The organism is Pseudomonas sp. NFIX10 (genome assembly GCF_900111955.1).
In the GTDB taxonomy this organism is placed as follows: Bacteria; Pseudomonadota; Gammaproteobacteria; order Pseudomonadales; family Pseudomonadaceae; genus Aquipseudomonas; species Aquipseudomonas fluorescens_AA.
On record NZ_FOKH01000005.1, the window covers coordinates 36587 to 61782 of the forward strand.

At 58.6% G+C, this 25196-nt stretch carries 26 protein-coding genes and 2 pseudogenes; 15 read left to right on the top strand and 13 right to left on the bottom strand.

What is annotated here, in order from left to right; all coding sequences use genetic code 11:
• Positions 1 to 49 precede the first annotated feature (49 nt).
• From BM321_RS06145 to acs, 4 genes are all read right to left on the bottom strand, one after another.
• Positions 50 to 748 carry an ABC transporter permease gene (locus BM321_RS06145; RefSeq protein ID WP_060741005.1) on the bottom strand — a complete coding sequence of 233 codons (699 nt, stop codon included), beginning with the start codon at positions 746 to 748 and terminating at the stop codon, positions 50 to 52.
• Positions 745 to 1434, bottom strand: coding sequence for an ABC transporter permease (locus BM321_RS06150; protein WP_060741004.1), 690 nt, complete (start codon positions 1432 to 1434; stop codon positions 745 to 747). The genes BM321_RS06145 and BM321_RS06150 overlap by 4 nt, the downstream gene beginning before the upstream one ends.
• 90 nt (positions 1435 to 1524) lie before the next feature.
• Positions 1525 to 2298: an ABC transporter substrate-binding protein gene (locus BM321_RS06155; RefSeq protein ID WP_092441899.1), complete on the bottom strand. Its 774-nt coding sequence runs from the start codon at positions 2296 to 2298 to the stop codon at positions 1525 to 1527.
• Positions 2299 to 2994: 696 nt separating this feature from the next.
• Positions 2995 to 4950, bottom strand: a complete 1956-nt coding sequence (gene acs, locus BM321_RS06160; RefSeq protein WP_092333548.1) for an acetate--CoA ligase — start codon at positions 4948 to 4950, stop codon at positions 2995 to 2997.
• 431 nt (positions 4951 to 5381) lie between these two features.
• Between acs and BM321_RS06165 the strand changes: the two genes are divergently transcribed.
• The 4 genes from BM321_RS06165 (at position 5382) to BM321_RS06180 (ending at position 9138) form a co-directional block, all read left to right on the top strand.
• Entirely contained in the window at positions 5382 to 5645 is a 264-nt protein-coding gene (locus BM321_RS06165) for a DUF2790 domain-containing protein (protein ID WP_092441900.1), read from the top strand.
• Positions 5646 to 6135: 490 nt separating this feature from the next.
• A complete protein-coding gene (locus BM321_RS06170; RefSeq protein WP_024776511.1) occupies positions 6136 to 7383 on the top strand; it encodes a ribonucleotide-diphosphate reductase subunit beta in 1248 nt (415 codons plus the stop codon).
• Between the two features lie 405 nt (positions 7384 to 7788).
• Positions 7789 to 8322 carry a BRO-N domain-containing protein gene (locus BM321_RS06175; RefSeq protein WP_092441901.1) on the top strand — a complete coding sequence of 178 codons (534 nt, stop codon included), beginning with the start codon at positions 7789 to 7791 and terminating at the stop codon, positions 8320 to 8322.
• A gap of 102 nt (positions 8323 to 8424) precedes the next feature.
• Positions 8425 to 9138 (top strand): HNH endonuclease, encoded by a 714-nt coding sequence (locus tag BM321_RS06180; RefSeq protein WP_092441902.1) that lies wholly within the window; start codon positions 8425 to 8427, stop codon positions 9136 to 9138.
• Between the two features lie 230 nt (positions 9139 to 9368).
• On the opposite strand, the gene BM321_RS06185 is transcribed toward BM321_RS06180, so the two are convergent.
• Entirely contained in the window at positions 9369 to 9719 is a 351-nt protein-coding gene (locus BM321_RS06185; RefSeq protein WP_092441903.1) for a helix-turn-helix domain-containing protein, read from the bottom strand.
• Positions 9720 to 10451: 732 nt separating this feature from the next.
• On the opposite strand from BM321_RS06185, the gene BM321_RS06195 reads away from it, so the two are divergent.
• Entirely contained in the window at positions 10452 to 11072 is a 621-nt protein-coding gene (locus BM321_RS06195) for a LysE family translocator (protein ID WP_092201650.1), read from the top strand.
• A gap of 10 nt (positions 11073 to 11082) precedes the next feature.
• Entirely contained in the window at positions 11083 to 12069 is a 987-nt protein-coding gene (locus BM321_RS06200) for a quinone oxidoreductase family protein (RefSeq protein WP_256573380.1), read from the top strand.
• A 19-nt stretch (positions 12070 to 12088) separates the two neighbouring features.
• Here BM321_RS06200 and BM321_RS06205 read toward each other — a convergent pair whose 3' ends face one another.
• Positions 12089 to 12970, bottom strand: coding sequence for a LysR family transcriptional regulator (locus tag BM321_RS06205; RefSeq protein ID WP_092441905.1), 882 nt, complete (start codon positions 12968 to 12970; stop codon positions 12089 to 12091).
• 110 nt (positions 12971 to 13080) lie between these two features.
• On the opposite strand from BM321_RS06205, the gene BM321_RS06210 reads away from it, so the two are divergent.
• The 4 genes from BM321_RS06210 (at position 13081) to BM321_RS06225 (ending at position 17142) form a co-directional block, all read left to right on the top strand.
• The gene (locus BM321_RS06210; protein WP_175534905.1) at positions 13081 to 14205 is read left to right on the top strand and encodes a fatty acid desaturase; all 1125 of its coding nucleotides are present in this window, start codon (positions 13081 to 13083) and stop codon (positions 14203 to 14205) included.
• A gap of 14 nt (positions 14206 to 14219) precedes the next feature.
• Complete coding sequence (locus BM321_RS06215; protein ID WP_092441907.1) at positions 14220 to 14675, top strand: cobalamin B12-binding domain-containing protein; 456 nt, start codon at positions 14220 to 14222, stop codon at positions 14673 to 14675.
• A 42-nt stretch (positions 14676 to 14717) separates the two neighbouring features.
• A complete protein-coding gene (locus BM321_RS06220; protein ID WP_092441908.1) occupies positions 14718 to 15923 on the top strand; it encodes a methylaspartate mutase in 1206 nt (401 codons plus the stop codon).
• 229 nt (positions 15924 to 16152) lie between these two features.
• Positions 16153 to 17142 carry a hypothetical protein gene (locus tag BM321_RS06225; protein ID WP_092441909.1) on the top strand — a complete coding sequence of 330 codons (990 nt, stop codon included), beginning with the start codon at positions 16153 to 16155 and terminating at the stop codon, positions 17140 to 17142.
• A 34-nt stretch (positions 17143 to 17176) separates the two neighbouring features.
• Here BM321_RS06225 and BM321_RS06230 read toward each other — a convergent pair.
• The 3 genes and pseudogenes from BM321_RS06230 to BM321_RS06240 form a co-directional block, all read right to left on the bottom strand.
• A pseudogene (locus BM321_RS06230) lies at positions 17177 to 17870 on the bottom strand (hypothetical protein).
• A gap of 29 nt (positions 17871 to 17899) precedes the next feature.
• Entirely contained in the window at positions 17900 to 18250 is a 351-nt protein-coding gene (locus BM321_RS06235) for a hypothetical protein (RefSeq protein WP_092175476.1), read from the bottom strand.
• A 39-nt stretch (positions 18251 to 18289) separates the two neighbouring features.
• Positions 18290 to 19102: a sulfite exporter TauE/SafE family protein gene (locus BM321_RS06240; protein WP_092441910.1), complete on the bottom strand. Its 813-nt coding sequence runs from the start codon at positions 19100 to 19102 to the stop codon at positions 18290 to 18292.
• Between the two features lie 113 nt (positions 19103 to 19215).
• Between BM321_RS06240 and BM321_RS06245 the strand changes: the two genes are divergently transcribed.
• Together BM321_RS06245 and BM321_RS06250 are read left to right on the top strand one after the other, a co-directional pair.
• Complete coding sequence (locus BM321_RS06245; RefSeq protein ID WP_092441911.1) at positions 19216 to 19992, top strand: AraC family transcriptional regulator; 777 nt, start codon at positions 19216 to 19218, stop codon at positions 19990 to 19992.
• An 83-nt stretch (positions 19993 to 20075) separates the two neighbouring features.
• Complete coding sequence (locus BM321_RS06250) at positions 20076 to 20393, top strand: helix-turn-helix domain-containing protein (RefSeq protein ID WP_003204826.1); 318 nt, start codon at positions 20076 to 20078, stop codon at positions 20391 to 20393.
• Between the two features lie 17 nt (positions 20394 to 20410).
• Here BM321_RS06250 and BM321_RS06255 read toward each other — a convergent pair whose 3' ends face one another.
• Positions 20411 to 21469, bottom strand: coding sequence for an MBL fold metallo-hydrolase (locus BM321_RS06255; protein ID WP_092441912.1), 1059 nt, complete (start codon positions 21467 to 21469; stop codon positions 20411 to 20413).
• A 189-nt stretch (positions 21470 to 21658) separates the two neighbouring features.
• On the opposite strand from BM321_RS06255, the gene BM321_RS06260 reads away from it, so the two are divergent.
• Positions 21659 to 22267 carry a TetR/AcrR family transcriptional regulator gene (locus BM321_RS06260; RefSeq protein WP_092333527.1) on the top strand — a complete coding sequence of 203 codons (609 nt, stop codon included), beginning with the start codon at positions 21659 to 21661 and terminating at the stop codon, positions 22265 to 22267.
• A gap of 29 nt (positions 22268 to 22296) precedes the next feature.
• Here BM321_RS06260 and BM321_RS06265 read toward each other — a convergent pair whose 3' ends face one another.
• Both BM321_RS06265 and BM321_RS06270 read right to left on the bottom strand, forming a co-directional pair.
• Positions 22297 to 22830, bottom strand: coding sequence for a DUF1003 domain-containing protein (locus tag BM321_RS06265; RefSeq protein WP_092252094.1), 534 nt, complete (start codon positions 22828 to 22830; stop codon positions 22297 to 22299).
• Between the two features lie 93 nt (positions 22831 to 22923).
• Positions 22924 to 23871 carry a LysR family transcriptional regulator gene (locus BM321_RS06270; RefSeq protein WP_092441913.1) on the bottom strand — a complete coding sequence of 316 codons (948 nt, stop codon included), beginning with the start codon at positions 23869 to 23871 and terminating at the stop codon, positions 22924 to 22926.
• 14 nt (positions 23872 to 23885) lie between these two features.
• Here BM321_RS06270 and BM321_RS06275 point away from each other — a divergent pair, with 14 nt between their 5' ends.
• On the top strand, positions 23886 to 24596 hold the full coding sequence (locus tag BM321_RS06275; protein ID WP_092441914.1) for a CTP synthase C-terminal region-related (seleno)protein: 711 nt from the start codon (positions 23886 to 23888) through the stop codon (positions 24594 to 24596).
• Positions 24593 to 24703 (top strand): annotated as a pseudogene (locus BM321_RS06280) (antibiotic biosynthesis monooxygenase); the annotation flags it as partial. The gene BM321_RS06275 and the pseudogene BM321_RS06280, both read left to right, overlap by 4 nt.
• A 130-nt stretch (positions 24704 to 24833) precedes the next feature.
• Here the strand turns inward: BM321_RS06280 and BM321_RS06285 are convergent.
• Complete coding sequence (locus tag BM321_RS06285) at positions 24834 to 25160, bottom strand: DUF2025 family protein (protein ID WP_092441915.1); 327 nt, start codon at positions 25158 to 25160, stop codon at positions 24834 to 24836.
• Positions 25161 to 25196 lie beyond the last annotated feature (36 nt).

Consider the following 25196-nt stretch of genomic DNA (forward strand, 5'->3'; position numbering starts at 1 on the left):
GTTCTCACAAAACGTCAGTCGTTGAGCAGTCGATCGGATCGATGCGTTATCAGTGCTTGCGCGGGGCCAGGTAACCCAGCCAGCGGCGCTCGGCCAGTTTGAACAGGCGCACCAGAATGAAAGTCAGGCACAGGTAGAAAGCGCCGGCCGTGATGTAAGCCTCGAACGGCAAGTAATACTGCGCATTCACCGTGCGCGCCGCGCCGGTGATGTCGATCAGGGTCACGATGGAGGCCAGGCTGGTGGTCTGCAACATCATGATCACTTCGTTGCTGTATTGCGGCAGCGCCCGACGCAAGGCCGACGGCAACAGGATCCGGCGATACAGCTTGTAGCGCGACATGCCCATGGCCTTGGCCGCTTCGATCTCACCGTTAGGCGTGGCCCGCAGGCTACCGGCGATGATTTCGGCGGTGTAGGCGCTGGTATTGATGGCGAACGCCAGGCACGCGCAGAAGGTCGCACTGGACAGCCACGGCCAGAGGAAGCTTTCGCGCACGATCGCGAACTGCGCCAGCCCGTAGTAGATCAGGAACAGCTGCACCAGCATCGGCGTGCCGCGGATCACGTAGGTGTAGAGCCAGGCCGTCATGTTGACGATCGGCTGCTTGGACACCCGCATCAACCCCAGGGGCAACGCCGCCAGCAGGCCGAAGAACAGCGACAGGGCCAACAATTTGAGGGTGGTCAGCAAACCACTGAAATACAGCGGCAAGGCCTCATAGATGACGTTGTAGTCGAAGATCATAGATCAGCCGCCCTTACGCCTACCGAGTAGCGCTTCTCAAGGTGACGCAACGCCAGCAACGAGACACTGGTGATCACCAGGTACATCGCCGCCACTGCGAGGAAGAAGGTGAAAGGCTCGCGAGTGGCATCCGCCGCCTGCTTGGCCTTGAACATCATGTCTTGCAGGCCCACCACGGAAATCAGCGCGGTAGCCTTGGTCAATACCAGCCAGTTGTTGGTGAAGCCCGGAATCGCCAGGCGGATCATCTGCGGCACCAACACCCGGAAGAACACCTGGAAGCCACTCATGCCGTACGCCATGCCCGCCTCGGCCTGGCCCTTGGGGATCGCCATGAATGCACCGCGAAAGGTCTCCGACAGGTACGCACCGAAGATGAAACCCAGGGTGCCGATACCGGCCGCCAGCGGGTTCAGGTCGATGTAGTCGTCATAGCCGAGCATCGGCGCCACGCGATTGAGCAAGTCCTGGCCGCCGTAGAAAATCAGCAGGATCAGCACCAGGTCGGGAATGCCGCGAATGACCGTGGAATACAGGTCGCCCAGCCACGCCAGCCAGCGCACCGGAGAAAGACGCAACGCAACGCCGATCAGACCCAGGACGATGGCCAGGGCCATGGACGACAAGGCGAGCTCAAGCGTCAACCATGCGCCATCGAGGATGACAGCCCCGTAGCCTTTCAACATGATTCAGGTCCTCGAAAGTGGGATGAAAAAATGGCGCAAACCGCAGAGATCCTGTTGCTTGCGCCATTTCGCACGAGTGGCGGGACGTCGTTACTTGCCGTAGATGTCGAAAGCGAAGTACTTGTCCTGGATTTGCTTGTATTTGCCGTTCTCGCGGATGGCGGTGATCGCGCCATTGATCTTGTCTTTCAGCACATCGCCCTTGCGAACCGCGATACCGATGCCGTCGCCGAAGTACTTCTCGTCGGTAAAGGCTGGGCCTACAAATGCGAAGCCCTTGCCGGCATCGGTCTTGAGGAAGCCGTCATCCAGCAGGGTAGCGTCTGCCACGGTGCCGTCGAGGCGACCAGCGGAGACGTCCAGGTAGATTTCGTTCTGCGAACCGTACGGCTTGATCTCGGCACCCAGCGGGGCCAGGACTTCACGGGCGAAACGCTCGTGGATCGAACCGCGCTGCACGCCGATGTTCTTGCCCTTGAGCTCGGCGAGGTTGTCGCTGACCTGGGTACCGGCCTTCATCACCAGACGGGCCGGGGTGTTGTAGTACTTGTTGGTGAAATCAACGGACTTCTTGCGATCTTCAGTGATCGACATGGACGACAGGATCGCGTCGATCTTGCGCACCTTCAGCGCCGGGATCAGGCCGTCGAACTCCTGCTCGACCCAGACGCACTTGACCTTCATTTCTTCACATAGCGCGTTGCCGATGTCGTAGTCGAAACCGACGATGCTGCCATCCGGGGCTTTCGAGGCGAACGGAGGGTAAGCCGCTTCGATACCAATCTTCAGGGGTTTCTCATCAGCGAAGGTCGGCAGGGACAGCACGGACAGTGCCAGGGCGCCAAGCAGCACAAGTTTCTTCATCTTGGGACTCCATCGGTAAAGGGCGAAAACGGCAGAGTGAGCGACAGCCCAATATGCGAATGGGTGGAACGAACGTGGGTGCTGCGTCCTGGGAAGCTCACGGTTTATCCGACGCGAGCCACGACGAGCGAGTGATCGGCATTCTAACGACAGGCCCGAAGCCGATATTTCTTCAATGCGACAACAAATTACAGAAGCACCGAGAAAGCGGTTCGAGCACATTGACAGCCCCGCAAATTCATGCAAGAGCAAAAGAAGGGAAACCGATCCATGCTGCAAATAGCGGGCCCATTATTCGCAAACCCTTCTAATCCGGCAAGCACAGCGTGTCGGCTTATTTTCCAAGACGCCCGCAGCCGCCCTATGACGGCGCTTCGCGTTTCACATCGCCCCGTTGTGGCGCCTTTGGTTACACATTTCGAAACACCGGTAACGCTCAGACACCTCCCACTTTAAAGATCGATATTTATTCGCCGACCGGGCTTTGCCGAACTATGAGCTATGAGCTATGAGCTATGAGCTGTGAGCTATGAGCTGTGGGAGCAAGGCTTGCCCGCGATGCAGACGACGCGGTCTTTCGGAAACCGAGGCGCCTGCATCGCGAGCAAGCTTTGCTCCCACAAGCTTTGCTCCCACAAACGAAAAAAGCCCCGCTCGGCAAAACCGGGCGGGGCTTTTCGGTGTTACTGGTTACCGTCAGGCAACGTTCATGGTCTTGTGCGTCTCAATCAAGTGCGCCACCACACCCGGGTCGGCCAGGGTGGAGATATCACCCAACCCGTCGTATTCCGCCGTGGCGATCTTGCGCAGGATGCGGCGCATGATCTTGCCGGAACGGGTCTTCGGCAGCCCTGGTGCCCACTGGATCACATCCGGCGACGCAATCGGACCGATCTCCTTGCGCACCCAGTTCTTCAGCTCCAGGCGCAGGGCCTCGCTGGTTTCTTCACCGGCATTGAGGGTGACGTAGACATAGATGCCCTGCCCCTTGATGTCGTGCGGCACCCCCACCACCGCCGCTTCGGCGACTTTCGGGTGAGCGACCATGGCGCTTTCTATTTCGGCCGTGCCCATGCGGTGGCCGGACACGTTGAGCACGTCATCCACTCGACCGGTGATCCAGTAGTAACCATCCTCGTCGCGACGAGCGCCGTCACCGGTGAAGTACATGCCGCTGAAGGTCTTGAAGTAGGTGTCGACGAAGCGGTCGTGGTCGCCGTACAGCGTACGGGCCTGGCCTGGCCACGAATCGAGGATCACCAGGTTGCCTTCGGCGGCGCCTTCGATCAGGTTGCCGAGGTTGTCCACCAGCGCCGGCACCACGCCGAAGAACGGGCGAGTGGCCGAACCTGGCTTCAACGCCGTGGCGCCTGGCAATGGGCTGATCAGCACGCCACCGGTCTCGGTCTGCCACCAGGTGTCGACGATCGGGCAACGTTCCTTGCCGACATTCTTGTAGTACCAGTCCCAGGCTTCCGGGTTGATCGGCTCGCCCACCGAACCCAACAGGCGCAAGCTGCTGCCATCGGCGCCTTCGACGGCGGCGGTGCCCGAGGCCATCATCGCGCGAATAGCCGTCGGCGCGGTGTAGAGGATATTGACCTTGTGCTTGTCGATGACCTTGGCCACCCGGGTGATGTCCGGGTAGTTCGGCACGCCTTCGAACAGCAGCGTGGTCGCACCGTTGGCCAGCGGGCCGTAGACGATATAGCTGTGGCCGGTGACCCAACCCACGTCGGCGGTGCACCAGTAGACCTCGCCTGGCTTGTAGTCGAACACGCGCTCATGGGTCAGCGCTGCGTACAGCAGGTAGCCGGCCGTGGTGTGCTGCACGCCCTTGGGCTTGCCGGTGGAACCGGAGGTGTAGAGGATGAACAGCGCTTCTTCGGCGCCCATTTCCTTCGGTGCGCAAACAGTGCCGGCCACTTTCATCAGGTCTTCGTACCAGATGTCGCGGTGCTGGTTCCACTTGATGCCACCACCGGTGCGCTTGCATACGATGACTTTCTGGATGCTGCTGGTTTCCGGGTTGGTCAGCGCGTCATCGACGTTGGCCTTGAGCGGGATCTTCTTGCCGGCGCGAACGCCTTCGTCGGCGGTGATCACCACTTTGGATTTGCAGTCGATGATCCGGCCGGCCAGCGCTTCAGGGGAGAAGCCGCCGAACACCACCGAGTGAATCGCACCGATCCGGGTACAGGCCAGCATCGCGACCACAGCCTCAGGGATCATCGGCATGTAGATGGTCACCACGTCGCCGCGATGCACGTCCTGGCCACGCAGGGCGTTGGCGAACTTGCAGACTTCTTCATGCAGTTCGCGGTAGGTGATGTTGCGGCTCTCGGACGGGTCATCGCCCTCCCAGATAATCGCAATTTGATCGCCGCGCTCGGCCAGGTGACGGTCGAGGCAGTTGTAGGACACGTTCAAGGTGCCATCGGCGAACCACTTGATGTCGACATGGTGATCGTCGAAGGAGGTCTGCTTCACCGTGGTGAACGGTTTGATCCAGTCGAGGCGCTTGGCCTGCTCGCGCCAGAAGCCATCCGGGTTGACGACCGACTGCTGATACATCGCCTTGTAGGTCGCCTCGTCAGTCAACGTACTGGCCGCAACCTCGGGGCGAACGGGATACAGAGAAGCCGCACTCATCTTTACTTACCTCGGAGACATAGTTGTTTTTGTATGGTCCCGTTGTAGCCCGGGGCGGGCCTATAGAACCATTCGACGATGGTAGTAACAAGTCCCTACAAAATGTCGGTACTAACCGGCAACCCCCTGCCTGCAGGCATTTTCCTGTGTGGGAGCGAGCTTGCTCGCGATGACGGCAGCACCTCCAACATAGATGCCACAGACAACCCCACCACCTGCAGCGATTATTACCAGATCAACCAACAGTGTTTATCAAAACCAAGGCTTTTTGTGCCCAGCCCCACTCCCTAAAATTCATCTCGCCAACCGGCAAATACGATTAACGCAACACAGCCCCCACGAAGGCCGTTAATCCAACTTCCAATACTTGCTCCACACGCAGCCCCAAAAAGGTTGCGTGACCCCACTCGACCTCAAGAAAGGTGAATCAGATGAAAGCTTTATGGGTTCTGGTCCTCGGCAGCCTGTGCGCCACCGCGATGGCGGACGAGGCCCCGACCGATGTCGCACAGCAAAAACCGGCCATTGAGGAGTACACCTACTCCACTCACCTGGACATCGCCAAAGTCATCTCCATGAGCAACATCCCGAATGTCTGCGAAGTGGTCCCGGCGAAGATGGAATACGACGACTCCAAGGGCCAGCGCCACATCCTGCGCTACAGCGTCATGGGGACCGGTTGCTCCAACGGCTGATCACAACTGGCAATTTCCACGGCCCGATTTCGCTCGGGCCTGGTTGTGTCTGGAGCCACCAAAAACGCCCCACAAACACAACATGTAGTGCAAAACCGCAAAAAACGCTGATTTTTTGATCAAAAAAATCTGCGATCCGCTTCGTGCAAAAAAAATCTTAAGCGGCCAAAGCCTTGTAAACCCTCGCTCCCACGCGGATATGCCACCCGCCGCCCCTTCTGTGAGCTATTTCGCCGCACCACGTAGGCAAAAAAGTCCTTATAATGCCGCCTTAAACGGGCCTGCAATATTCCCTTACAGGGGATCACGCTTACTGGGAGCCTACGCAGAGGCCAATCGCCTCCTCGCGTTCACCGCCGCTCCGGTATGACCCGTACATTTTTCTGTTTATTGCCTGCGTCAGCTGCTGCAACAAACGATTTTTCCAAGATCCATCGCGGCCAGTAGGCCTTCATCGGGCATCTGGCCCTCACGCAGGAGACGACACGTCATGCTGAGCTGGGACGAATTCGACAAAGAAGACGGCGAAGTTGCTGTAAAAGGCGCCAACGCCGGCCACGCTTCTGAAGCCAACATGGACCGCCTCGACAGCGCCGGCGGTGCCGCCGCCCTCGAAGCCCGGGCCGTGACGGCCAGCGACTCGGCCGCGATCATTCGCGCCAAGGCCGCCCTCGACAAACTCGACGTCGCCGAAGGCCTCGCCGAACTCGAAGGCGCCTCCGCCCGTGTCGCCGTCGATGAAAAGCGCATGATCAACTGCCGCGCCGACCTCAACCAGCTCGTACCTTTCAAATACGACTGGGCCTGGCAGAAGTACCTGGATGGCTGCGCAAACCACTGGATGCCGCAAGAAGTCAACATGACCGCCGACATCGCCCTCTGGAAAAACCCGGAAGGCCTGACCGACGACGAGCGCCGCATCGTCATGCGCAACCTGGGCTTCTTCTCCACCGCTGACTCCCTGGTTGCCAACAACCTGGTCCTGGCCGTGTACCGCCTGATCACCAACCCGGAATGCCGCCAGTACATCCTGCGCCAGGCCTTCGAAGAGGCGATCCACACCCACGCCTACCAGTACTGCATTGAATCGCTGGCCATGGACGAAGGTGAAATCTTCAACATGTACCACGAGATCCCATCGGTCGCGAAAAAAGCCGCCTGGGGCTTGAAGTACACCCGTTCGATCTCCGATCCGAAGTTCGAAACCGGCACCCCGGAAACCGACAAAGAGCTGCTGCGTAACCTGATCGCCTACTACTGCGTCCTGGAAGGCATCTTCTTCTACTGCGGCTTCACCCAGATCCTCTCCATGGGCCGCCGCAACAAAATGACCGGCGTCGCCGAGCAGTTCCAATACATCCTGCGCGACGAATCCATGCACCTGAACTTTGGCATCGACGTGATCAACCAGATCAAGATCGAAAACCCGCACCTGTGGGATGCCGAGATGAAGGAAGAAGCGACCCAGATGATCCTGCAGGGTACGCAGCTGGAGATCGAATACGCCCGTGACACCATGCCTCGCGGCGTGCTGGGCATGAACGCGGCGATGATGGAGGACTACCTCAAGTTCATCGCCAACCGTCGCCTGTCGCAGATTGGTCTGAAAGAAGAATATCCAGGCACGACTAACCCGTTCCCTTGGATGAGCGAGATCATGGACTTGAAGAAAGAGAAGAACTTCTTTGAGACGCGAGTGATTGAGTATCAGACGGGTGGGGCGTTGAGCTGGGATTGATGTCGAACGATCCTAAGCAGAACCCGCCGAGTTACTTGGCGAGCGCTTAACTAAAAACCCCGTAAAAACGGGGTTTTTTGTGCCCCGCAGAATCAGCCGTGTTTAGCTTCAGGGCAAGCATGCCTCCTTTCCCCTACGAAAAAACCAGAATTTTTCCGCATTGACGCCGTATCGCCTGGTTACCTATCTTATTCGCAGGTGCCTAAGAAACGCCCAACGTAGTAGCTAATCGCCAAACATCGAACCGCGTACCGTCCGAGGACGTATGCGACTCCGTGGTGAGAAATAGCTTGTTGGGATCTTCTTACACCCTCTACGTCGGGCTCGCGCCGCTAACTTCATACGTAGAGGTCGTTATGCTTAGAAGAAATCCAACCTGCTCTCCGCACACCTCGGAGAGTGATCATGCGTGACGCTTACATTCCGGCAGTTTTCACCCGTCACAACCTCCACCTCCACGCCCTCCTCCTGGAAAACCAACCTTGGTTCTGTGCTCGCGATCTCGGTCGTTTAATGGGTGTGCATCTGAACGACCGCATGGTCAGCAAGCTGGATGAAGACCAGCGACACATCCTGCCGATTTGTTACCACGGCCAACCTGAAAAGCGGCTGATGCTCAGCGAGTCCGGTGTATACGCCTTGTTGGTTTACCACTACGCGCCCGGAAATCGCTTGTTGCGTGAATGGCTCACACATCATGTAGTGCCAGCGTTGAGGGACGCACAGACCCCAAGCGATACCGAGCGGCCAATGCTGAGCGTTTTGGATTGGCCGGAGATGTCGTTGAGTCTACTGCATTGGCAAAACGACGGTTGGATTCGGCTGCGGGACATGCCGTATCTGTTGCTTAACCGGACTCGGGGTCGAGCGAAGGTGGTTAAGCCTTGGTGGCGTAGGTTACTTGAGGCTTTTCATGAGGCTGGGCATTCAGTCTCCTAGGATCCATCCGAACGAAAACTGAGCTTTTTCTGTAGGAATTTTCGTAGACAGCCGTAATGGCCTGTCAGTATCGTCCGAGGGTTTTTAACCCTCGGCGAACGTATGGATACCCCAAAGGAAAAAAGCGGTTGGAGCGACAGAGAGCTTGAGGCTTCGATTGATGCTTATTTGAAAATGCTAGATCGAGAGTTAAACGGCCAGACCTTCAAGAAGTCGATTGAAAATCAGCTTCTGCGTGACGGACCGCTGAGCAAGCGCAGCGCCTCGTCGGTTGAATACCGCATGCAGAATATTTCGGCAGTGTTGGAGCAAATGAGTCTGCCGCGAATCAGTGGCTACATGCCTGCCAAAAATATCGGTGCAGGTGTTGCCCAGCGAATTCGTAAGGTGCTTGCCAGCAAGGTGATGCCTAGCGCGGGAGAATTCGCTCCGACATCTGATCAGCGAACGTTAATCAGCAGAGCCTCGAATCTGCAGAAGAAAGGACTCAAGGTCGAGCCTTTAGGCAATCCAAATCCACAGCAAGTCAGCACGACCACGACGTCCTACGTTCGGGATCCAAAAATCCGGGCATGGGTTGCTGAACTGGCTAAGGGTGTCTGCGAAGGTTGCGGCCAGAAAGCACCGTTCGAGGTTGATGGGTTACCCTTTCTTGAGGTGCATCATGTGAAGCATTTAGCTCAGCAAGGATCGGACAGCATTACCAACGCGGTTGCGTTGTGCCCGAATTGTCATCGGCGTTGTCATCTTGCCAGTGATAAGGAGGCGTTCACTTTGTCGCTGTATGGGAAGGTCAGTCGGTTGGTTGCTGAGTGAAGATTGGGGCTGCTTCGCAGCCCAGCGGGAGCAAGCTCCCTCGCCACGGGGATGGGGCAAGGCTTCAGTCCGACTTCTACTGGAGATATTTAATGGCTGACGAATTCAAAGTGAGGCCTTCGAGTCGATTCACAGCTCGGCCGAAGCCCTGCTGAAAATCGACGCTATCGACGAGGCGACCATGGGGGAATTCGACCAGGCTTGCATTGCTGAAGTGCCTGTTGATCCGCCTATTGGCGACGAGGCTTAGTGCCACGAATGGGCGCATTAGAGACAGGCTTTTCCTGCCCAAGCGGCGGCGTGTAAATGGTTTGTGGCGCTCTGGTCAGCCCGAGACGCAGTCCGAACTTCCTCATGATGGCGTCAATGGTGCTGAGGGTCGGATTACCCTTGTCCTTCTCGATCTGGTACAGGGCTTTGGTCGACATCTTGCACATCAGTGCAAAGGTTTCCTGGTCCAAACCGGTGACCTCGAGTCGTAGTCGGCGAACGGCGGTTCCCAGGGTTTCGTTTCCCGTCGCGTGCTGGGTCGAGATATCTTCAAGCAGTGCCTGGCGACCTTCGGGGGTGTCTTCTTTCATTGATTTTCTCGTTCGACCGGGCGCTCAGCTTTCAGCAATATAATTCCGGTTAGCCAAGGGTTTCACCGCGTAACCGGCATTATGATGCCGGTTGTCTTGGGGCTGCTTCGCAGCCCAGCGGGGCGGTGCGACGTTTCGCTAAATCCCCTCGCCACAGGGGCGGTGGCGGGTTTGGAGTAATCAGTGTTCTTGAGCCTGGGCAATCAACATTTGCTCATAGGGATCACGAGGGTTCCAGGGGACCGCCCTCGAATCCATCGATGATGTCGTCGAGGGTCTGGTTGAATTCCGCAGACATCCGGACCCTACCCTTCAACCGCCCAGGCTTGCGCACCCGTGGTGTATCGGGATGAGGCCGCAGCTCCAGATATAGCTGGCCGGCTCTGGTGATCACCACCTTGTCGCCACGCCATACACGTTCAGCCAGTTGGGAAAGTTGGGACTTGGCCTAGCCGTATATCTACTTGCACCCGCTCACTCATAATTACCTCCCTGGGGTTCGCTAAGCTAGCCCACCCCGGAGATTTCCGATAGCCACCGGACGCCTCACGCCCGAGCAGCTTGGCCCTCCCGAAACCTCGGTTCACCTAAAGGCAACGGCGACCGCCCTCCTCCCCACCACGCTTCCCCCCATTTATGGGAAACCGCCTTGCGCTCTTCGCTATAACCTTAGAAGCAACTGCGAATTAGACTTGCCGGAGTTAAGTCCGCGTTGTGATTAAGGAAGACAACATGCAAGAAATTTTCAGCATCAACTGGTTGCTTTGGCTATCGACCATGGTTCCGCTGACCCTGAGTGCGGGCCCCGGCAACTTGATGGTGGCGACGTCGGGTGCGCAAAGCGGTGTGCGTCGTTCGGTGCGGTTTATCGTTGGGCTCGACATTACTTACTTCCTGATCGCCGTGCTGGTCGGCTTAGGCCTTTATCACACGCTGATGAACAATCCGACGCTGGTATGGGCGCTGCAAGTGGTGGGCAGTTTCTACATCTTGTGGCTGGGTGTGCGCATGCTGCGTCGTCCATTGAAAGCGCCCACCGACAAGGCTATGCACCTGCAATTTCGGGACGGCATTGTTATACAGCTGGGCAACGTGCAAGGGATCGTGATGTTGCTGGTGATGTTTTCCACCTTCATGCCTTCCGGCGAGACCAGCAGCACTGTCGTGTTGATCCTCAGTGCGGCGCTGATTTCGCTGAACTTCTTCTCCCATGTCATCTGGGTGTCGATGGGTTCGACCGTGCAGAAACTGATCCAGTCCCGCCCCAAACTGCTGATGTTTCAGAACGCGGCGTTCGGTCTGATGCTGATAGCGGTTGCCGTATGGATTTTCCTGCGCATCGGCCCGCTTTAAGGAGGCTCCCATGACCCAGACCCACGGAATTGTCTTCGCCGCCCCCGGGGCACCCAACGTCATGGAATTGCGCAAATATCCACTGCGTACCACCGGCCCTGAAGAAATCACTGTGGCCATCGAAGCCGCCGGCGTGAACTTCATCGACCTGCACCGGCGCTCCGGCGTGCTGGACGATGGTTCAGCCTTCCCCCGGGGTTTGGGCATGGAAGGTGCTGGGCGTGTCGTCGAATGTGGATCGCAGGTGAAAAACCTGGCTATTGGCGATCGAGTGGCCTTCGTCGACAGCTCGACCGGCAGCTACGCCGATCACGCGGTCGTTCGCGCTTCGCGGGCGATACGCTTGCCCGACGGCGTGCCGAGCGAAGTCGCGGCGGGCATCATGTTCAAAGGGCTGACGGCCGAATACCTGACGCATCGCTGCGTGCCGCTGGCGCCTGGTGACTTTGTGGTGTGGCACGCGGCGGCGGGCGGCGTGGGCAGCATTGCCACAAGCTGGTTGGTCGCTCGCGGTGTACACGTGATAGGTCTCGCTTCGACCGAAGCCAAACGCCGTCAGGTTCTGGATGTGGGGTGCATCGCGGCCCTCAATGCCGAAGCGCCAGACACACAGGGGTCGATCCGTGAATTGACCGATGGCAAAGGCGCCCATGTCGTATTCGACTCTATCGGTAAAGATACCGTAGAGCTGTCATTGGCGAGTTTGCGTCCGCGCGGCCACCTCGTGCTGTTTGGCAATGCTTCGGGCGACGTGACGGATTTCAACCTGTCCCGGCTCGGGCAAATGGGTTCGCTGCATGTGACGCGGCCGTCGTTGAAGCACTACATCGGCGGCGACGCTGAATTGACCCACGCGGCCGAACGTGTGCTGCAAGCCGTGGCCAGCGGCGCGATTCGTTTGCCGGCAATAGCCCGCTTTCCCCTCGCGCTGGCTGCCCAGGCCCACTGCGTCATGCAATACCGCCAAACCCAAGGTTCATTGATTCTGGTGCCATGACCTCGCGGTAAGACGGTCGTCAGTGCATGCCGACCGCTTTGCCGTGAAACAGCTCCGTCAGATATTCCACCACTCGATCAACGCGGCTCACACCCTGGGTCGCCTGATTGCGCAGCAACCAGATTTCCGAACGGCGAGCAGGGTGATTGGCCAACACCTGGCACAGACCGGACTGGTGTCCGACATAGACGGGGAGCGCGGCAATCCCCAGATCGGCTTCGACGGCCTTGAGCTGCGCATTCAGGTTTGAAACACGCATCCACAGCTTCTGGTCTCCGGACATTTCGCTCAACCATTGGGCGAGCGGCATATACGACATTTCTTCGGTCCAGCCGATCAGGCTATGGTGCTTGAGGTCGGCGGGTTCGGCCGGCAGACCGTTGGCATCGGCATAAGCCCGGGAACAGAAAAGCCCCTGCATCAGGGTCCCGACCCGGCGCATGGTGAAGTTACCGTTCTCCGGTCTGCGCAAGCGGATAATGATGTCGCTGTGGCTCTGCGTGAGTTTCGACGACACCGCCGAGTTAATGAAGTCGAAGCTGATCTCCGGGTGCTGATCATGAAATACCGCGAGTTGCGGAATGATCAAGTGCGTGCCCATCAGTTCCGGACAATCGATGCGCACCTGTCCCGCCATCCGATCACCCGGTTGCGACATCTGCCGCTCGATCAGTTTGAAACGCTCTTCCGTTTCCAGTGCCAATGGCAGCAACGCTCTTCCTGCTTCGGTCAGGAAGTAACCGTTGGTCTTCTTCGAAAACAATACCGTGCCGAGCGATTCCTCAAGCGCCGCGATCTTGCGCGACACCGTCGAGGCCGAAACCTTGAGCGAGATTCCGGCCTCGGTCACGTTGTTCGATTTAGCCACGAAGATAAAAACCTTCAGATCATCCCAATCCATGTCGATGACATACCCAAAAATGGAAAATCGATCCCCACCTATTTCTATTCGAAATATCCAGAGGCCACGTTACAGTTTTTGCATGGAGCAAAACCCTAGAGGAAACATGGATGATACGTAACTCAATGCGCGCCCTTCCAGGGTTCATGCAGCCGTTTCTGAGTTGGCTGACAGCCAAGCCTCTGCCCGAAGATCTCGATAAAGTCCGTCCTCTGAAGCCGTTCCACCATATCGTTGTGTCGGCGGGATTAATAGCCGGCGGCGCACTGTTGGCCGGTATCGGTTATTCGCAAGCCAGCATTGCGCTGTGGCTGCTGGGCTTTGTCCTGGCCACCGGTGGCATCAAGCAGATGCAAGTGATGATCTGCCACAACTGCGCCCATGACATGGTCTTCGAATCGCGCGAGACCAATATGACCGTCGGCCGAATCATTTCCGGCGTCCTGATGCTCAAACCCTTCGATACCTACAAGCGCGAACACGCGCTGCATCACAGTTCGAAAACGCTGCTGACCGACGATGACGATACCCTCTCCTACCTGCAAAGTGTGGTGGGGTTGAAACCGTCCGACAGCATCGCCAGCATGTGGATCAAACTGGTCTCGACCGCGCTGTCGCCACTGGCCGTGCTGCGTTCGTGCTGGGGCCGATTGAAAGGCACCGCCACGGCTGAAAACCGCCGCGTCGCAGCATTGACCCTGGTCTTCTGGGTGGGCCTTGCACTGCTGTCGGCAGCCTTGGGCCATTTCGATCTGTTCATCGTGGCGTGGGTGATTCCGATCTTCGCCGGCTACCACATCAGCACCACATTTCGCCTGGCGGCCGAGCACACCTGGCCCAGCGTGGACGTACTGGAACGGCGCGGCATCGACTTCATTTGCGAGAGCACCACCGGCGTATTCATCGGCGAAGAACTGCGCATCCCCGAGGGTGCGGGGACTGTTCGACGCTTCGCCCATATCAGCGTTTGGCTGATCAAGATGCTGGCGTTCCACTTGTTTGTCCGGGTGTTTGTGATGGTCGGCGATACACCGTGTCACGACTTCCATCACCGGCGCCCACGATCCAAAGACTGGCCGAACTACATCACTGCCCGCGAACGCGACAGGATCGAAGGTTCCAAACCCTTTCCCAGGAACTATGCCGAGACCTGGGGCTACATCAACTCGGTGACCACCAACTTTCGCAACTTTCAACGGGCACTCCCGTACTACGCAACCAGGACAGCAACTTAAAAAGGGACTTTACGATGACTTTCAGCAAAACCGCTCTGCTCACCACCGTGCCTTCGGATTCCCATAGCTGGAATCTGGTGTTCATGGAGTTCCTGCTCACGGACATGGGCTGCAACGTCGAGAATCTGGGACCGAACACGCCCATGGATGAAGTGATCGCGCGGCTCAACCGCCACGCCAGTGCCATGGTCGTCGTCAGCACGGTCAATGGCCATGGCTACATCGAAGGCGCTGAACTCGCGCGGCGTATTCGTAGCGAAACCAAACACACCGACGGGGTGTATATCGGCGGCAAGATCTGCACCGAAAACGATCCTCAGACCATTGCCCGACATAGCGACACATTGCGCGCCGCCGGTTTCGATGAGGTGTTCGACGACAGCGTGGCCAATAGCTTCGATGCCTTTCAGCAATTGGTGTCCGCCCAGTTGTATCCAGAGCATTACCTGGAGAAACGGATCGCTCACTGACCCGTTGCACCCTTACCGATTCGCAGAAAAAGGCAGATCAGGATGATCGATTTCAACACTCATGTTCTTGAGCGCTTCAACGCGCATGGCCCGGTGCTCCAGCCGCGAATGGGCTTCAGTGACCCGACCCGGATGCAAGCCGGCCTGGAAGCCACGGCAGCGAGCCGGGCGAACACGGTGTGCACCATCACCCTTGATGCGTTCACCCGGGTAAACAATCTTGAAGCAGCGCAACGGGCCATCGACAGCGAATCGATGCTCAACGGTTATCCGATCGTCAACCATCCGCCAGCGCAGACCCGTGCCATGATCGACCAGATCGATGCGCGCTACCGCCTGCCCGTGCAGGTGCGTCATGGTTCGCCCGACCCCTTGCACATTTTCGAGCGCATGGTCGAAGTCGGTCTGCCCACCACCGAGGGCGGGCCAATTTCCTATTGCCTGCCATACAGTCGCACGCCGTTGCGCGAGGCGTTCGGGCATTGGGAAAAAGCCTGTCAGGTGCTGTCCAGCGGCGTCGACAACAGTCACATCGAAAGCTTCGCCGGTTGCATGATGGGACAGATGTGCGACCCGGTGATTCTGGTGGCGCTGAATATTCTTGAAGGGTTGTTCTTGCGCTCCCATGGCATCAAGACGCTGTCGTTCTCCTACGCTCAAGGCACCTCGCCGGTGCAGGATCGTGCGGCGGTGACAGCCCTCCAGCAACTCGCGGCCGAATATTTTGCCCCGGGCAGCTATCACTTTGTCGGTTATGTGTTCATGGGGTTCTTCCCGCGCTCGCTTGGCGGTTTTTGCCGAATCACTGGCGATGCGCTGGCGATGATCCGCGCCACGGGTGTGCAGCGCGTGATCATCAAGACACCGGTGGAATCAAGGCGCATTCCCCGGGTGGAGGAAAATATCGCGGCGCTGGAGTACTGCGACTACTGCCTGAACACCGACGGCGTCTTACCGCAGATTCCGTTCGATTCCCAGGAACACGGACGCGTCCTGCGCAGCGCGAAACGCCTGATCGAAGGTACGCTGGCCCACGACAGCAACTTGTCCGAAGCCCTGCTCGGTGCCTTCGACAGTGGTTTTCTGTCGATCCCTTACTGCCTGCACCCCGACAACAAACGCGGTGCCGGCACCGTGCTGACGCCGGAAAGCTATTACCATGGCTTCCAGGGCGAGCGGGTGGAAAACGCCTTCTCGTTTCTGGCGGCGCTGAGACAGAACATCCGCACTTACGACTGCGTGCTTTGACGCTGGAACGACCCGCTCGCTGCCTTAACTGGGGGCTGCTGCGCAGCCCAGCGGGGATAAATCCCCTCGCCACAGGGTTGGTGTCGAGCTGGGGATATCAATAAAGTCTCGGGTGCTGTCCATGGCCGGGGTCTTGCTGCAGATTTTGCACTGAGCTGAAAACAGTCAGTGCAACCCACCCCGTCTCCCGCTATTAATATCCTTTCCCCCTCAAGGTCCCGAGTCCGCAATGAAATTCGACCTCGCTTACTGCCGCAGCCTCGACGACAAGCTGTCGATCTATGACGTGCGCGATCTGAATTTCGACGAGACGGTGGCGTTCGATTCCGCGAAAGAACAGTTCCAGTGCCCCAACGATGCCTGTCGGGCGGCGTTTGATGAGGAGAATCGGCTGACGACATTCAATGCCAAGAACGTCAATTACATTCGCACGCCACATTTCAAGAACCAACCAACGACCCAGCATATCGAGGGCTGCCCTTATGTCAGTCCGAAAACGCCGGGGTTGGGTGCTCAGAGTGACGAGGCGGAAACGGATGACGACCGCGAAGAGCATTTTCCGTCGGAGCTGTTGCTGACTCGGCGTCAGTACGTGCGTCAACCGTCCGATCTGCCGAAGGATGTTGAAGCGACTCGCCCTACGCCCCTCTCTGTATCGCCCCACGGTGATAACACTCATTCCGCCCAGGACTCGACACCGGACAAGACCAGTGTCTTCGCACACCCGGTGGAATGTTTCGTCTCGAATTTCGATAACAAGGATCTGCTCAAGCGCATGCCGCTGAAGATCGGCGAGCACACGGCGCCCTATGGATCGTTCTTCAAGAAGATCGAGTACTTGCAGGACAACAGGGGCTTGATCTACTGGGGCAAGATCAAGGAGATCAAGGATTACACGCTGAGCTTTCGCATCGATTTCGAAGCAAAGGTCTGGTTCAAGCAAGCGGACGAGGCAAAAAAGAAGCCTTACTCAGTCAACGTTTACCTGAGCAAGAAGCTGATCGACAACTACCGCAAGCGCAAAGCGTTCCTGGCAGAAATCAAGCACGCCATCGACAGTGATGCGCCGTTGTACTGCTTCTTTTATGGCGTGACGCCGGAGTTCAAGCAGGTGCCGAGCAAGAAAAACCCCGACCAGACGTTCGGGGTGTTCAGTGCCAATATCGAGAACCTGGACCACTTCATTATTCGGGAAGCGCCGGGGTTGGCCGACAAGTAACTTCGTCCAGGGTGGTTGTAGCGCTACGCCTTCTTCATTGCGCTCCTTGAGCAAGTTGCCGTTCGAACGCCCATATCTCTCGTTTCACTTCCATACGCCGCTCACGGCTGCCTGGGCGGCGGACTCATCCAGACCGCCGTAACGCCGCAACCAGTGCACGATCATTTCCTCATCCGGAAAGTAATAGCCCTTATGACCTTTGCTGCTTCTCGGGGTGTCGTTCATATCGCCATCGAAGCGGCCCACAGCGTATTCATCTGCGGGTAACGTGCCCCATTCGGCGGCACAGTCCTCGAAAATCCAGGAAATTTCGTTGATGTGCTTTTGCGCACCGCGATGACCGCGTTTGTAAAAAGCGTACTCACGGCAACTTTTCTGGAAGCGCTCCATCATCGGTTCGTCATCGACCCAGCGAAGGAGGTCGTGCTGTCCCGCGTGACGCATCAAGCCATTGATCCATCGCTCTGAAAACCGTTGGACAAAACCTTCAACATCGGCTTTTTAGCATCGGCGAAAATCATGCAATAACGGGTTTGCACATGGATGACGAACAACACATATTTGCGTTGCACAGTGATTGCATGAACCAGCCACTGTTCGGCGAACTCACCCACCTCATCATCCTCTATGACGGATGAGGGTGGCTTTTCCACTGGCGTGATTTTCTTACCTTTGTTTACACGGCTGAAGAAGGCGCAGGCCGCTTCAGTACAGTTGAAGATCAACATTCAGGTTCTCTGGAAAAGACTTGAAAAAACTAGGCGTCTTCAGCCCATTCAATCTCATACGGCTGGCGAACAGCGTCGGAAATCCTTTCACGTAACTCGTCACTCAGAACCGCCAATTCCTGATCGTCCAGCAGGTCATAGGCAATCATCAATCTCAGCGATAAGGAAATCTCTCGGCGTCGGCCTACATTGAATGCCATTGCCATGTCCTTGTCCCGATTCCGCATAAAGCGATAGAGCGTACGATATCGCGCTTGAGCTGATAGCGCGTCGTTCTGAGCGATCGTCTGGGCATTAGCAAGAACTCCTTGGCAAAAGCGGTCCAGCGCCAGATCGTAAAGGTGGTTGTAGTTTTTCCAGTCACTGTCGGATGTTGGCATGGAGCCCCCTCACTAGATGAGCAACGCCGTACAGAAGCCTTACTCTGTCAACATAATCAGCATCACGATACCTAACAATCCAATATAGACCCAAGCATGAAGTCGATCCGGTATCCGCCCGATCCACGGCGTTGCCAGGCCGATGCCCACTAGCGCCCCGAGCGTGAGTACAGCGAAGGCCAGCAAGTCGACATAACCGACGAACCACGGCCCCAAGTCTGTTCCGGTGAAAGCGGCCAAGACCATGTAGGTCACGGTGCCGGCCAGAGCGACAGGCAGGCTCAGCGGATTGGCCATGGACGTGGCCTGGGACATGTTCAAACCACATCGGCGCAGCAGCGGCACGGTCATGACACTTCCGCCAACCCCCAGGAACGTGGCAATGATTCCGACAGCGGTCCCCCCCAACGCCGTTTCCATTGCCGTAAGGGGTCGTGGGACAGCATCGCAGGCGCGTGTCAGAAAACCTCGGCGCAACAGGCAGTCCAGAATGGTCAGGCCCAAGTAGACAATGAAGGCGTAGCGGATAATCTCGCCGCTCATCCAGGTGGCAGCCGTGGCGCCGAGGGTCGCGCCCAGGGCGATGAAGCCGCCGAACGGCCACAAGTAATGAGGAAGCAGCTGACCGGCGCGGTGATGTTTTCCAGTGGCAACCAGGGCGTTGACGATCATGACGCAAGTGGAAGTGGCCACGGCGATGTGCATCGCCGATTCACCGATAACGTCACCTGCGTGGCGAGCCATCAGCAGGCGGTAGATCAACGGCACCACGACAAAACCACCGCCGAACCCAAACAGCACCGCGGTCACGCCACTCAAGCAGCCGAAACAGGCGAGCAATAGATAGTACATTTAGGGAAGTCCGTGGAATGGGGAGGCGTCCACGATAGGTAAACGAGGGTTGGCCCGCTCTAGAAAACCGGCCAATAATGTTCGCGTTTACGCCAATCGCGAGTCACCCTTCGATGCGCAACACTTCGATCGATTTGTTGGATGCGACACCCAGAGCGGTCGTCGCCATTGGTACCGATTACCCCCCCGGGCATTTGCTGCCGTTGCACCGTCATCGCCGGGCACAGTTGCTCTACGGTGCCACCGGGGTGATGCAGGTCAGTACGGCAGATGGCAATTGGGTGGTGCCGCCGCAACGAGCAGTCTGGATTCCACCGGGGGTCGACCATGAAGTACTGATGCTGGGCGTGAGCACCCGCAGCCTGTACATCGAACCGGCGGCGGTAACGGCCATGGGCACGTGGTGCCAGGTCATCAGCGTGTCGCCCTTGATGCGCCAGTTGCTGATGGAGGCCGTGGAGCTTGCGCCGGACTACGACGAGGCTGGACGCGATGGCGCGCTGATCGATCTGCTGCTGCACGAACTGCTGCGCAGCGCCCATCTGCCGCTGCACCTTCCACTGCCCCAGGACCCGCGCCTGCTCGGCCTGTGCCAGGCGTTCCTGAAACACCCCGACACCCATGCCTCGCCCGTGCAATGGGCGGCGCAACTGCATATCAGCTTGCGCTCATTCAATCGCCTGTTCAGCCGGCAGACCGCGCTGAGTTTCAGCCAGTGGCGGCAGCAGGCGTGTGTCATGGCGGCGTTGGCTCGTTTGGCCGAAGGGGATTCGGTGACGCGCATAGCCCTGGATCTGGGCTACGACAGCCCCGCTGCGTTTTCCACCATGTTCCGTCGGGTACTGGGTCACGCACCGAGCGCCTGGCTGGAGAAGACCACCGGTCATTGATCAAAAAATGAGATTGATCAGGATTCAAAACAACTGTACAAAAACACAGTATTTTTTTGAATCCCACAGCTTTGGAGCACCCCATGGCCTCTCTCGCAATCAAAACCACCCTGGAACGCATCGCTGTCTATCAATTCACCCCTGCTCACAGTGCGCAGGCCCGAGCCATGCTGGGCTGGAGTGTCGAGGAGCTGTCCCGGCAATCCGGCGTTTCGGTCCAGGCCATCCGCCGCTTCGAGGCCGGTGGCGAGTTGCTCGATGTCACCCGCTTGGCCCTCGCGTTTCGCCTGGAGGCCGAGGGCCTGGTGTTCTTCCCCGGCTTCGCACCGGGGCGCGGCATGAACATCAAAGGCGCGACGCCAGACCCGATGGGGCGCTCCGATTACGCGATGATCGAATAACACCCACTGCGCAGGTGCTAGGCAATACCGGCCCGGTCCGGGTACGCCGAGGTTTCTACGTCCAGCCACCAGGCGCGGCCACGTTGAGGCTGCGCCAGGGTGAATGCTTCGCCCATTTGCGGAGTGGTGATGCACACGTTGCGCTCCCAGGCCAAGGCCAGGATGCGATCGAAGGGTTCATACCAGGCATGCATCGCCAGGTCGAACGTTCCGTTGTGGATCGGCAGCAGCCAGCGGCCCTTCAGGTCGATATGAGCCTGCAGGGTCTGCTCCGGCTGCATGTGGACATGGGGCCAATCGACGTTATAGGCGCCGGTTTCCATCAGCGTCAGGTCGAAGGGGCCGTATTGTTCGCCGATGCGTTTGAAACCCTCGAAGTAGCCGGTGTCGCCGCTGAAGAAAATCCGCGTGGCGCCATCGATCATCACCCACGAGGCCCATAAGGTGCTGTTGCTGTCGAACAGACCGCGACCGGAAAAATGCTGGGAGGGCGTGGCGATGAACTCGATGCCGTCCACCTCGGTGCCTTGCCACCAGTCCAACTGACGCACCTTGCTGGCATCGACACCCCATTTGATCAGGGTATCGCCCACGCCAAGGGGGGCCAGGAAGTGGCGAGTCTTGGCCGCAAGCTTGAGGATGGCCTGATGATCGAGGTGGTCGTAATGATCGTGGGAAAGGATCACCGCTTCAATCGGCGGCAACTCTTCCAGGCTGATGGGCGGCTGATGGAAACGCTTGGGGCCGACCCATTGCACCGGTGAAGCACGTTCGGAGAACACCGGGTCGGTCAGCCAGAACTTGTCCCGCAGCTTGAGCAACACGGTGGAGTGGCCGAGACGGAAGACGCTGTGATTGGGCGCGGCCAGCAACGCGGCGCGCGTCAGCGGTTGAACCTCTATGGCGCCCGCGGGCCGGGTAGCGCGCGGCTTGTGGAAGGTCATGTTCCAGATGATGCGCAGGGTCGTGCCGAACCCTTGCCGCGGAGTGAAGGCGTGATTGCGATACTTGCCCTGTTCGTGCCGGGATAAATGTTGGGCAGCCGGGCTATCGGTCGGAAAAGAGGGAATGGTCATGGTGCGATAACTCCAAGGACGTCGTCGCAATTGCGCTTCGCCGTTGTGGGACGCTGGATGGCCGTTGCATGCACGCTCAGCCGTTCGACACAGAAACTACACCATTCGGTGTAGTTTCTAGATTGCATGAATGCCGGAAGCAAGTAAACTGCCGAGTGTAATTTCTCTCCTCTCAACCGACGAATGCCCATGACCGTACCGCAGCGCCTTACCGAGCGAAAACGCGAAGCCATCCTCCAGGCCGCGATTGCTGAATTTCGTAGCAGCGGTTTCGAGATCACCAGCATGGACAAGATCGCGGCGACTGCCGGCGTATCGAAGCGCACGGTGTATAACCATTTCCCGAGCAAGGAAGAACTGTTTGCCGAAATTCTGAATCGGTTATGGAACAGCATTACCGCAGAACAGGACATGCCCTACAGCTCGCAAACGCCGCTACGGGAGCAGCTTCAAACGTTGCTGCAAGCCAAACTGCACCTGCTGGCGGACGAGAATTTCCTCGATCTGGCGCGCATCGCCATCGCCGCAACGATTCACTCCCCGGAGCGGGCCCAGGACATGGTGTCGCGCATGGGCCAGCGTGAAGAAGGCCTGACGGCCTGGATTCGCCAGGCCCAGGCCGATGCTCGGTTGAAGCCCGTGGAGCCGGCATTTGCCGCCCAGCAAATGCATGGGCTACTCAAGACGTTCGCCTTCTGGCCGCAGGTTTCGATGGGGCAACCGAGCCTGACCCAGGAGGAGCAGGCCCGGGTGATCGAATCGGCCCTCGACATGTTCCTGAGTCGTTACCAGGCCTGATTGGCTGGCGCATCCCGCTGGATGGGGGGCTATTGCAGCGATGGGTTGTGCACAACCTTCTGGTGCATTTCGGTGGTCAAGCTGTCGATTCGCTCGGTCAACGCCTTGGTCATTTCCGTCAAGCGGGTGTTCTGCTCCAACAATTGGAGCAACTGCGCCGTGTTCTGCGCGGCCTGGGCCTGGCGCTCGCTGTTGGCGACGGCCAAGGCTTCGCGATGTTGCGCATCGGCTTCCGCCTGGGCCTTGTCCCGAGCGGCCTGCCGGGTTTGCGCCAGCAAAATCAGCGGGGCGGCATAGGCCGACTGCAGGCTGAACGCCAGGTTCAGCAAGATGAACGGGTAAGCATCAAAGTGAAAGACCCCCATCAGGTTCAGGCTGACCCATAGCAGCACGATCAAAGTCTGCGCACCGAGGAACATCGGCGTCCCGAAAAAACGCGCGAACGCCTCCGCCCTCAGCGCAAAGCGATCATTGCCAAAAGTCGGCGCCAGATGAGCGTGAGGACGATGAAAACGCAAGTGGTCAACAGGTGCGGAGGGCGTGGTTTGGGAAGACTTCGTCATCGTGATGTTCTCTGCCAGGGGCTGGTGCTCAAGGCACTATAACCGTTGGGGGATCATCATCCATTGGGTCATGCACAGCCTGCACGTTAAAAGTCAGCGCCACCGCAGATTGCGCCCCAACTCATCGAACAAGGTCACCACCGAACGCAGGGCCCGGCAGTCCGGACGGGTCAGGAGCCACAGAGCCGTGTCATAGCCCTGCAACGGTTCACCGAGTGGCATCAGGCCCTGGCTTTCGTCGATCAGAAAGTCCGGCAGCGCCGCCACCCCCAAACCCGCCCGCACCAGTTCGGTGACCGAAAGCATGCTGTTGCAACGATAGGCGGGCACTACGCCGGGTAAATGCTGACGACGCCAGGCCACGGTGGGGTGATCAGGGAGAAAATCGTCCGGCGCGATCCAGGTCATGCCGGCCAGGTCATCCACATTCGCCGGGCGCAGGTACGTGGCACCGACACATACCCGGAACGTCACATTGCCGAGGTTGCGACCAACCAAGTGCTCCGGCGGCGTACGGGTCAGTCGCAACGCAATGTCGGCATCGCGGCGGCTGAGGTTGGCGAAGTCATTCGAGGTGCTCAACTCGAGGCTCAACGCCGGATAAGCAGGCATGAAACGCGCCAGCGCCGGCAGCAACAACGCTTGCAGGACTGAATCACTGCACGTCAGGCGCACCGTCCCGCTGATGACCTCGCCGCCCTGCTCCACCCCCACCCGCGCCGCCTCCAAAGCCTGCTCGGCGCGCTCGGCTTGTTCGGCCAATGCCTGGGCCAGGCTCGTGGGCAAGTACCCGGAACGACTTTTCTCGAACAAGGGCTGACCCAGGGCTGCCTCCAGCCGACGTACCGAACGAAACACCGTGGACACGTCCACCTGCAGCAGCCGAGCGGCCCGGGCCAGCGAGCCGCCACGGACTAGCGCCAGGATCAGGGACAGATCGGGATAGTCCAGACGATAGTGCGTTGCTGCATTGTTCACTTGGATAAACGCCAATATTGATTGCGTGAACGCCAATCTATAGTGGCCACCAGAAATCAACAAGCGGCGAGCCTCCCATGGAAAAACAGCATCCGTTAAACATCGCCCTGGTCGGCGACCACGACCCACGCATCACCGCTCACCGGGCGATCCCCCTCGCACTTGAGCTGGCAGGCAAACAAACCGGCCATGCCATTCGCCTGCAATGGCTGGCAACGCCGCTCATTACCGACAACGCTGTGCTGGAGGGTTTCGACGGTGTCTGGTGCGTGCCCGGCAGCCCCTACCAAAACGAAGCCGGCGCCTTGCAAGCCATTCGTTTTGCCCGCGAACAGCGTCGTCCGTTCCTGGGTACCTGCGGTGGTTTTCAGCATGCCGTGCTGGAATATGCCCGCCACGTGATGGGCTGGGTCGACGCCGTCCATGGTGAAACCTCTCCCGAGGCTGAACGGGCGTTGTTGACGCCGCTGAGCTGTGCCTTGGTGGAAACCATCGACAGCCTTCAGCTCGAGGCGGGCTCATTGATCGCCAAGGCCTATGGCCTACAGACGGCGTTCGAGGGTTACCATTGCCGCTTCGGGGTCAATCCGGATTTTGAAAAAGACTTGCTGAGCCAGAGCCTGCACGCCGTCGCCCGGGATTCGGCCGGCGGCCTGCGAGCGGTGGAGCTGCAGGGCCATCCGTTCTTTGTCGCCACGCTGTTCCAGCCTGAACGAGCTGCGTTGGAAGGCCGGGTGCCGCCACTGGTCCGCGCGTTTGTCGAAGCCTGCGCGAGGAAAATGTCATGAGCGCCCACTATTACGCCGTGATTTTCACCTCCCTGCGTACCGAGGGGGACCGGGGCTACGCCGAAGCCGCCGAGCGCATGCTGGCCCTGGCCCGGGAGCAGCCCGGATGACACAACCCCTTGTGGGAGCGAGCTTGCCCGCGATGGCGGCATGCCAGTCACAGTGATGTTGGCTGGTCCACCGCTATCGCGAGCAAGCTCGCTCCCACAGGGTTTCTGTTCAGTTCAAGATCGAGGCTCAGCCTTCCACCAACTGCCGCACCGCCACGATTTCCGGCAGATCGCTGCGGGCCATGTACACCCGCAACGGTTCGGTGAGGTTGATGCGGTCGTCGATGTTCTGGTCCAGCAGCAGCTGGATTCGCTCGCGCTTGAGGGCCATGGTGCCGTCTGCCACCGCAGCCCAGACAAACTCGCTGGTGGGGATGATGCCGTCGTCGGCCACGTCCATGCCGAAGGCGTCTTCGCTGAATCGCACGATGTACTGGCCGGTCTTGCGGTTCAGGCCGACAAAACCCTTGAGCTGGTCGGCGGCCTGGCAGATGAATGTCGAAGTGGTGCGCATGGTAAACCTCATGGATGCGTCCCTCGGGACGTCTGA